This is a genomic window from Microcystis sp. M113S1 (assembly GCF_020246945.1).
Classification (GTDB): domain Bacteria; phylum Cyanobacteriota; class Cyanobacteriia; order Cyanobacteriales; family Microcystaceae; genus Microcystis.
Genome location: NZ_JADBSA010000317.1, coordinates 1 through 8,906 on the forward strand (window position 1 = coordinate 1; position 8,906 = coordinate 8,906).

General features: G+C 41.5%; 9 protein-coding genes. 6 read left to right on the plus strand and 3 right to left on the minus strand.

What is annotated here, in order from left to right; genetic code table 11:
* Window positions 1-490 precede the first annotated feature (490 nt).
* The 4 genes from IM319_RS15950 (at window position 491) to nusB (ending at window position 4,364) form a co-directional block, all read left to right on the plus strand.
* Window positions 491-676 (plus strand): hypothetical protein, encoded by a 186-nt coding sequence (locus IM319_RS15950; RefSeq protein ID WP_287684921.1) that lies wholly within the window; start codon window positions 491-493, stop codon window positions 674-676.
* 400 nt (window positions 677-1,076) lie between these two features.
* A complete protein-coding gene (gene hemJ, locus IM319_RS15955; protein ID WP_286824591.1) occupies window positions 1,077-1,664 on the plus strand; it encodes a protoporphyrinogen oxidase HemJ in 588 nt (195 codons plus the stop codon).
* Window positions 1,665-2,091: 427 nt separating this feature from the next.
* Window positions 2,092-3,555, plus strand: coding sequence for a DNA phosphorothioation system restriction enzyme (locus IM319_RS15960; protein WP_287684922.1), 1,464 nt, complete (start codon window positions 2,092-2,094; stop codon window positions 3,553-3,555).
* Window positions 3,556-3,710: 155 nt separating this feature from the next.
* Window positions 3,711-4,364, plus strand: a complete 654-nt coding sequence (gene nusB / locus IM319_RS15965) for a transcription antitermination factor NusB (RefSeq protein ID WP_287736243.1) — start codon at window positions 3,711-3,713, stop codon at window positions 4,362-4,364.
* Between the two features lie 18 nt (window positions 4,365-4,382).
* On the opposite strand, the gene IM319_RS15970 is transcribed toward nusB, so the two are convergent.
* The gene (locus IM319_RS15970; RefSeq protein WP_287684923.1) at window positions 4,383-4,856 is read right to left on the minus strand and encodes a CYTH domain-containing protein; all 474 of its coding nucleotides are present in this window, start codon (window positions 4,854-4,856) and stop codon (window positions 4,383-4,385) included.
* 21 nt (window positions 4,857-4,877) lie between these two features.
* Window positions 4,878-5,288 carry a lactoylglutathione lyase gene (gloA, locus tag IM319_RS15975; protein WP_002796773.1) on the minus strand — a complete coding sequence of 137 codons (411 nt, stop codon included), beginning with the start codon at window positions 5,286-5,288 and terminating at the stop codon, window positions 4,878-4,880.
* Between the two features lie 369 nt (window positions 5,289-5,657).
* Here gloA and IM319_RS15980 point away from each other — a divergent pair, with 369 nt between their 5' ends.
* Both IM319_RS15980 and IM319_RS15985 read left to right on the plus strand, forming a co-directional pair.
* Window positions 5,658-6,902 carry a PulJ/GspJ family protein gene (locus tag IM319_RS15980; protein WP_353857204.1) on the plus strand — a complete coding sequence of 415 codons (1,245 nt, stop codon included), beginning with the start codon at window positions 5,658-5,660 and terminating at the stop codon, window positions 6,900-6,902.
* 134 nt (window positions 6,903-7,036) lie between these two features.
* The gene (locus IM319_RS15985) at window positions 7,037-7,237 is read left to right on the plus strand and encodes a hypothetical protein (RefSeq protein ID WP_287736246.1); all 201 of its coding nucleotides are present in this window, start codon (window positions 7,037-7,039) and stop codon (window positions 7,235-7,237) included.
* Here IM319_RS15985 and trpE read toward each other — a convergent pair.
* On the minus strand, window positions 7,191-8,711 hold the full coding sequence (gene trpE, locus IM319_RS15990) for an anthranilate synthase component I (protein ID WP_287684931.1): 1,521 nt from the start codon (window positions 8,709-8,711) through the stop codon (window positions 7,191-7,193). The genes IM319_RS15985 and trpE overlap by 47 nt on opposite strands.
* Window positions 8,712-8,906: the final 195 nt, after the last annotated feature.

Genomic DNA, 8,906 nt, shown 5'->3' on the forward strand with positions numbered 1-8,906 from the left:
CTATCAACAACTCTACGAGATGGGATTTGTCAGTACACCCATCTCCGCACCGACTCCCACCTCCGCAACTCCTAACCCCCACCGAAAAACTTTTTCAGCAGACCCTAATTAGCTATCGGTCGTCAGTATTCAGGAGATGGGAGTCAGTATTCAGGAGATTGTTTTTATTTATTCTCCCTGCTCCCCTCTCCCTGCTCTGACTTTTCCCGCTATCTTTTTAATTGAGCGATCGCTTGCTTTCCCCCTATCTCGAAGTCCTATTCTCTCGTTGGTCATTGTCATTAAGATTAGCTTATTGACAATTGAGAAGAGCCTGAAACCCTTATTCTGCCGTCGTTTTCAGACTTAACGGGAAAAGTAAGCTCCCTGCTCCCTTCTCTCCAATCACTACTGGCAGCCAGAAATACGTCAGGTCTCTATCATACTTTGTGCTTTTTGTCAAAAAAACTTTTTTTTTGCAATAAAACTACACAAAAAAAAGATCATCATTGTGGGTGAAATTGACTCATTTACCCGTCTTAATGAGGATTACCTTCTAGGTGTGGCAAGGGTTTCAACCATTGCTGCCCAAAAAAGCACAGGACAAGCCATTATGAAATTCTATAAAATCGCTGTTACCATTGCAACATCGTTGTTAAATGAAAATCTTTCTCAATTAATTTTTAAGAATTTGTAAATATTGCGGAATGTTAATTTAAATATTCTCAAGATTTTGGAGTCAATCAATAATTTTTGCTTATCTTTGTCGGAAAATAGGACTCTTGCAAAAATCCAACATCTACCATTGCGTTAGGAGTTAGGAGTCGGAAGACAGGAGATAGGAGTCAGGAGATTATTTTTATTTATTCTTCCCCCGCAACGCGCACGCAGTGACCCCCCAAACCCTACACCCTACACCCCACACCCTCTTTCAAGTCAGGAGACAGTATTCAGGAGACAGCTTTTTTCTACCCTGCTCCCTACTCCCCTGCTCCCCAACCCCTATTTTCCGTCTAAACTTTTGTATAGGGATAGTCTGGGAAAGTATGGATAGCTCTTAGACTAATTAATTCGGGACTCACATCACAATATAGACTATGGCTTACTATTGGTTTAAAGCATTTCACCTGATTGGGGTAGTTGTTTGGTTTGCGGGACTATTTTATTTAGTACGTTTGTTTGTCTATCATGGGGAGGCAGCAACAGAAACGGAACCCGCACAAGCTATTCTGAAAGCGCAATACGAGATCATGGAGAAGCGACTCTACAATATCATCACCACACCGGGGATGATTGTCACCGTGGCCATGGCGATCGGTTTAATCTCCACAGAACCGGAAATTTTAAAATCGGGATGGTTACATATTAAATTATCCTTTGTGGCTCTTTTACTGCTCTATCATTTCTACTGTGGTCGCATCATGAAAAAGCTAGAAAAAGGGGAATGTAATTGGACTGGACAGCAATTTCGGGCATTAAATGAAGCACCAACCCTGTTATTGGTAGTTATTGTCCTTTTGGCAGTATTTAAGAATCAATTACCCCTCGATTTGACCACTTGGTTAATTGTAGCTTTAGTGGTATTGATGGCGGTGACAATCCAACTTTATGCTAAAAAACGTCGCAAAGATCAAGAAAAACTTCGGCAAAATACTCCCCAAAAAGAAGAAGTAGCGACCAGGTAAATTATCTCAATCATTCCCTAGGTTTCTAGGATAACAGTTAAGAGTGGTTTGACAGCTGTGGGATGGTCTTTTTAGTCCATCCCCATTGTATAGGTAGCAACCTTTAGCTTTTAGGTTTTTGGCTTTTTGCTATTTTTGAGCTTATACAAAAACTATTTTTAATAGTGTGATGAACTCCCAAGCTATGGATTGTTTCTCTCTGCTCCGGCGCTCCGCTGCTCCCCGATACCTTTTTAACAGGATTTATTATTATAAACCTCTTGCATAATTAATTTTTCAGGGTTCAAAAACGGCAAAAATAAGGATTAAATTGCCTAAAATCTGTAAATAGACCATTTAACTGATTATTATTTATTCTTAATTCTCCTGACTCCTGGCTACTGACTCCTAACCCTAACAACAATTTTTGATTTTTACAAGAGGTCCTATGAATAGTTGCTGGATAGATTGGGAAAAAATAACTAGAGATTTTCTGAGTTCCCGCAAGCTCAGACAAGTTGCTGAATTGCGAGGATTCTATCGAGTTAATCCCTCTGGTATTCCTAGAATTCCCCCCGATTTAGAATTGAGAGACTACCAAAATACAGCGATTATCAGTTGGTTTCGTAATCGGGGACGGGGAACTTTAAAAATGGCCACTGGCAGCGGTAAAACTATTACTGCTTTAGCTATTGCCATGGAACTTTACCAAGCGATAGAACTGCAAGTATTATTAGTAATTTGCCCCTATCGTCACCTAGTCAATCAATGGCAACGAGAAGCGGAAAAATTTAATCTTAAACCGATTTTAGCCTACGAAAGTGTCCATACATGGCAAAGTCAACTAGCCACAGAGTTATATAATGTGCAAGCGGGTAATCAAAAATTTGTCACTATTTTAACTACTAACTCAACTTTTATTAGCGAGGGGTTTCAATCACAAATAAAATTTTTTCCCGATAAAACTTTAATCGTTGGTGATGAAGCACATAATTTAGGTTCCCCCCGATTAGAAGAATTATTACCCCGTTCTTTAGGTCTAAGATTGGCTTTAACCGCCACTCCTGAAAGATATTTTGATGAGGAAGGAACTGACGCTATTCTTGATTATTTTGGGCAAATTCTACAACCAGAATTTACCCTAGCTGATGCTATTAGCAAAGGTGCTTTAGTCAATTATTTTTATTATCCAGTCTTGGTTGAATTAACCGACGGTGAGGCTTTATTATACGCAAAATTAACCCAAAGAATCGGCTGGAATTTGCAGAAAAATAGTAATTTAAATAGTAATGAGAACCTCACCGCTTTGTTAATGCAAAGGTCACGATTAGTTGGTTCAGCAAGTAATAAATTACAGGCTTTACAACAACTGATGCAAAAGCGGTTAGATACGGATCATACTTTATTTTATTGTGGGGATGGTTATGTGGAAAATTATACTGCTAATTATCGTCGTCAAGTAGAGGCAGTTACTCATTTATTGGGCAATCAATTAGGTTATCGAGTTGCTACCTACACCGCAGAAACTTCCCTAGAAGAACGAGAAAAAATTCGCCAACAATTTGAGGAGGGTTATCTACAAGGATTAGTGGCAATTAGATGTTTAGATGAGGGAGTAGATCTGCCATCAATTCAAAACGCAGTCATTCTCGCTAGTAGTGGTAATCCTCGACAATTTATTCAGCGTCGCGGGCGAATATTGCGACCCCATCCCGATAAAAAACAGGCCACTTTATTTGATATGATTGTTATGCCACCGACCTTAGATCGAGAAACCTGGGAAGTAGAAAGGAATTTATTACGCAAGGAATTAAAACGCTTTCTAGAGTTTGCCCAATTAGCTATTAATGCTCAAGAAGCTGAGACTAAATTAGGGGAGATTCAAGATAGATATTGTCTTTTGTCTAATTAAAACCTGAAAAGTTAAATCTTGGCAGCTTTTATGCTAGAATAGAGGTTAGTCAAGAATTGATCTGAAAGTCAAGATAGATCGCCGAGAAAAATTAACCCAAGCGAATAGCGATCAATAAAGTTGTATAATTTTCTTTCCTCTACTTCTAAACTTCTATGTCTCCCCGTCAACAACCCCGTCGCATTGCTCGAGAACTTGCCCTTTTGAGTTTAAGTCAGATTAAAGGCAATGCTGAAAACCTAGAACAGCAAACTTTAAACGATTTAATTTTAGTCGCAGTTAGAACCTTAACCCTGGAAATTCAAGAAACCTTAGAAACCGCTGCTGCCGAAATTAGTCGCGGTAATGAACGGATTCTCGCTAGTGATACTAAGGCCACAAATCTAAAAAGCGCCCAAACTATGGTACAAGAAGCAATTTCTCTTACTCACAATGCGATTAATCGTTTAGGAACCGTGATAGATTTTCCCGAAATTGTTCAGTTATCTAGTCAGTACGAAGTGCGGGAATATGCCCTAGAATTAATCGGTACAGTCTATCGTCGTCGTGCGGAAATCGAACAGGAATTAACCGGCGCTTTAGTGGATTGGCAACTACATCGTTTACCAAGAATCGATCGGGATATCCTCCAAATTGCCGTCGCAGAAATGCTCTATCTCGATCTACCTCAAAAAGTAGCGATTAATGAAGCGATCGAATTAGCAAAACGTTATTCTGATGATGAAGGTTATCGCTTTATTAATGGTGTTCTCCGACGGGTAACGAATAAGCTCAATGAATCAGAAAAAGCCGTATCTACCCAGAGTTAACCCCGAAAGAAATTAATACTACAATGACCACATTTTATAGGGAAATTTCTGTAAATTGATATTGTAGTATCGCTCATCTCCCGTGACTTCTTGGCCGATCCAATCAGGAATAGTAATGACTTGCTCCTCTTGTTCTAGCTCAATTTCAGCCATAATCAAACCTTGATTATCCCCCAAAAATTCATCAACTTCCCAAGTTAAATTATCCAGAGAAATGCGATGACGAATCTTTTCAATTAAAGGTTTCTTACAGAGGTTTTCTAACATGAGCGCCGCATCTTCTAGGGGAATTGCATACTCGAATTCTGGGCGACTAATGCCCTCAGTCTTGCCTTTAATGGTTAAATAACCCCGATCTCCAACTACACGAACTCGCACAGTTGTCAATCCATCTTGGGTGGGAATATATCCCTGACGATACAACTTGCCGGTCGCAAGCGATCGCCAAGAATCCCCTTTAACCAGAAACTTCCGTTCAATTTCAACAGTCATAAGCTTTTGATGGCAATAAATTTAAGCCGTAGCCACGGCAGCAGCTTGGGTTCCTAGTTGAATTAACTCGATCTTGTAGCCATTAGGATCTTCCACGAAAGCAATCACGGTAGAACCGTGTTTCATCGGGCCCGGTTCCCTGGTGACATTGCCACCAAGAGCTTTAATTTTCTCACAGGTGCTATAGATATCATCCACCCCCAGGGCAATATGACCGTAAGCATTACCGACTTCATAGCGATCGACTCCCCAATTATAGGTCAGTTCGATGACAGCATGATTAGCCTCATCGCCATAACCGACGAAAGCGAGGGTAAATTGACCATTGGGATAGTCTTTCTGGCGCAATAACTTCATTCCTAGCACATCGCAGTAAAATTGTAGAGATTCCTGCAAGTTATTGACCCGGAGCATGGTGTGTAAGAGACGCATGATTATTTTTAGATGACATCGATCGAAAAATTACTCATCCTTGATTGTAACCAGTCCTTGTGCCTTCTTATCTCCTTGGGGGTCAATAATTATACCAATACGGGTGTACGGAAAACTCACCTGTAAAATCACTTACTCCCAAAAGCGATTAATAGCTGTAACCAAAATCACATTTTTGGCCATACCTAAATCACTATCTAGAGGATTTTCTCGGACTATTGTGTAGTTAGTGGTAAAGTTAGTTAGGTCAAGACATTTTTGATCAGGAGTTTTCTGGGGAAATTGTGAAGGTAGTAGTTAGTAGTAAATTTTCACTGGTTTCTGAAAACCCCTTTCGACTTGATTGACCTATAGTTTAATAAAGCCTCTGTGACTGCAATAAATGTTAAATATTTAGGGGAGTACAGAACAGAGAAATTGGGACGGGTTAAAGCTATGCGTTTTTATTTAGAGTACATCAATCACTTAGGTCGTTTGCAGAAAAAATCCGCTCATCGTCGTCTGCAAGCGGGTTTCACGATTACAGAAGTCTTACTGGCAGGTTTGATGATGCTGATTGCCGTCTTCGTAGCGGGAAATGGCTTGATTAACCTGCTCAGAACTAACTATCGAGCCAATGCCGATAGTGAAATCCGGAATAATCTTAATCGTACTCTAGAGTTTGTTTCAGATGAAGTGAGACGAGCAAAAATTATCGCTAACTCTCAAGCTGAGATCATAACGGATAAAGTACCCGATTGGGAAACAATACCAGGAGCGCGAGCAGTTCTAGCTTTCCAAATTCCTGATCCCCGCAATCCCAATAATCTGCTCGTTCGACAGATCGTTTACTATACCAGAAACCCTGAAAATAGCTTGACCGGTCCGCGAGTCTTGTCGCGCTATGGTCCGAACTTGAACGCTAATGGCAACTATGAGATTGGTAATTACATACATTCCCCTGTCACCGATATGTTAGGAGCGGCTGCTGTTAACCGTAATTGTCCTGCGAATTTTAACCGAATCCCCGCCAATACTGACGATGTGGGCGGTTTTTTTGCCTGTGTTCACGAAGATCGTAATCGAGTGATTTTGAATGCCAACGCTCAGGTAAATATGACTACCAATGAGAAAGTTGAATACTCTGTCAGTACCACAGTTTTCCCGAGAGCTTGTCGAAAATTTTGCGACCTAGACGACCCCACCTCTTTTTATCAGAGTAGCGGTGGGGGGGCTCAGAACGAGGTCCCAAGTCTACCCATCGTTATCGTGCCGGCAGGAGCTACTGTTACAGCTAAAGTTATTAAAGGAACAACCTGTACATTCAGTGATACCTGCGGTGTTCGTACTGCACCTGACAACTCCAACTTGCCCAATGGGAAACCGGAAAAACCTTTGGATTCACCTGTTGATGCAGATGCTGGAGATGCCATTATGGTCCATGTGGATGGCCTTCGTAATGCCTATATTGATTACACTAAGCAGAAACCAACCGTAGCATATACCTCTGATACCGGTTTACCCTCAGACATCAATATCGATCCTCTTACTAATAACCAAATTTTATTCGTGTTAACGACTACAACGACTCCACCAACCTCCTATCAGATTTTAGTAACCATTACACCCAAGTAGCTAAACTTATGGCAATAAGCTGAAACCTTGATGTTATCCTGGTTAGTTAACCCTATTCTTTCTCGGAAATCATGGCCAAATCCCCTTAACTGGAATGAGGTTAAATAGGGTTTGCGGCAAAAAGTTTTTCGGTGGTGGCAGGGTGTGGGGTGTGGGGTTTTATCGATTTTCAGGTGGTCAACTACCTAATTTTCAGGGAAAAAGTGCCTGAATTTTCCCCCCGATCACCCCAATCACTGGCACTTTTTGATGGGAAAAAAGTCCAAAGGACGATCCCGGGCAAAAAATCTAACTTAAACAGCGAATTGCCTCCAATAAACCCCTGGCTTTGTTGAGGGTTTCTTCATACTCTTTCTCCGGCTCAGAATCGGCTACTAACCCTGCTCCCGCTTGCACGGAAACCAGATAATTTTGATTACCTTGGGGACGAACAATCATAGTGCGAATTGTGATGGCACTATTTAACTGTCCCTCGAAATCGTAGTAACCATAAACCCCTGAATAGGGACCACGACGACAGGGTTCCAATTCATGAATAATTTCCATAGCGCGAATTTTCGGGGCCCCACTGACGGTTCCAGCCGGAAAACAAGCTTTTAATAAATCCCAAGCACTTTTATTGGTTGCTAAATCCCCCACCACATTACTAACAATGTGCATAACGTGGGAATAACGTTCAATTATCATTAATTCATCCACTTTGACCGTACCTCGATCGCACACCCGACCTAGATCATTTCTCCCCAAATCCACTAACATAATATGCTCGGCAATTTCTTTGGGATCTTGCAATAAATCCGTTGCTAAAGCTTGGTCTTCACTGAAGTTTTGTCCCCGGCGACGGGTGCCAGCAATTGGTCTGACCGTAGCCTTTATTTTACCTAATTCGTCCCGTTCTGCCTTAACCATCACTTCAGGACTAGAGCCAATAATTTGCCAATCCTTAAAGTTATAAAAAGCCATGTAGGGAGAAGGATTAATCAGACGCAGGGAACGATATAAATCGAAGGGATGACCCTGATAATTGGCATTTAAACGCTGGGAAATAACCACCTGAAAAATATCTCCCGCTTTGATGTAATCCTTCGCTTTCAGGACATTTTGACAGAATTTTTCCTGAGTTGTATTGCTTTCATAGACTAATTCTTTTCCCTGACCAACTGGTAATAATTCTAGGGTTTTGGCATTAGTTGGTAGGGGTAATCGTAACTTCAGAACTAACTGTGTCACTCGATCGCAGGCCGCTTGATAAGCGGCCGCTAAATCGGGATTTTTACCCCGGATATCGGCATAAGCGATCGCCCATATTTTCCGTTTAACTTGATCGAAAATAATCAGATTATCCACCTGCATCCAAATACCATCCGGTAGATCGGCATCGGTAGCGGGATAAATAGGTACTCGCGGCTCGATCCAATTAATTAATTCATAACCCCAAAAACCAAATAAACCCCCTATTCCGGCGGGTAATTGCGGCAATTTAACCGGCACGATCGGGGCTAAACATTGGGTTAAAATCTCGAAAGGATCCCCCGAAAAAATCTCTTGAGAACCATTGCGAAAACTTTGGGTGGTGGTGTTTCCCCGCGCTTCTAATACCCAGACGGGATCGCCTCCTAAAAAGCTGTAGCGTCCCAAGGTTTCGCCCCCTTCCACCGACTCTAATAAAAAATTGTAGGCTTGATTGGCACAAACTTTATACCAGGCCGAAACGGGTGTTTCTAGGTCAGCGATCCATTCTTGATAGACAGGAATAAAGTTACCTTGGCCAGCGAGTTGACGAAAGCGATCGAAGTCGGGGAAGATCATATTTTGATGGTTCAGGAAACGGATAGCACAACACTTGTAGGGGAGAAAACGGAATTTTGACATCCTCGCCGCCCTAAAAGTGCGGCGATTCCTAAACCTCACGATTTAAGTTTCTGCTTCAACCACCGTTGCATACCACGGTTAAAAAACCATGTACTGTCTTACACAAAGTCCACAGACTTTCGCGACCTTTCA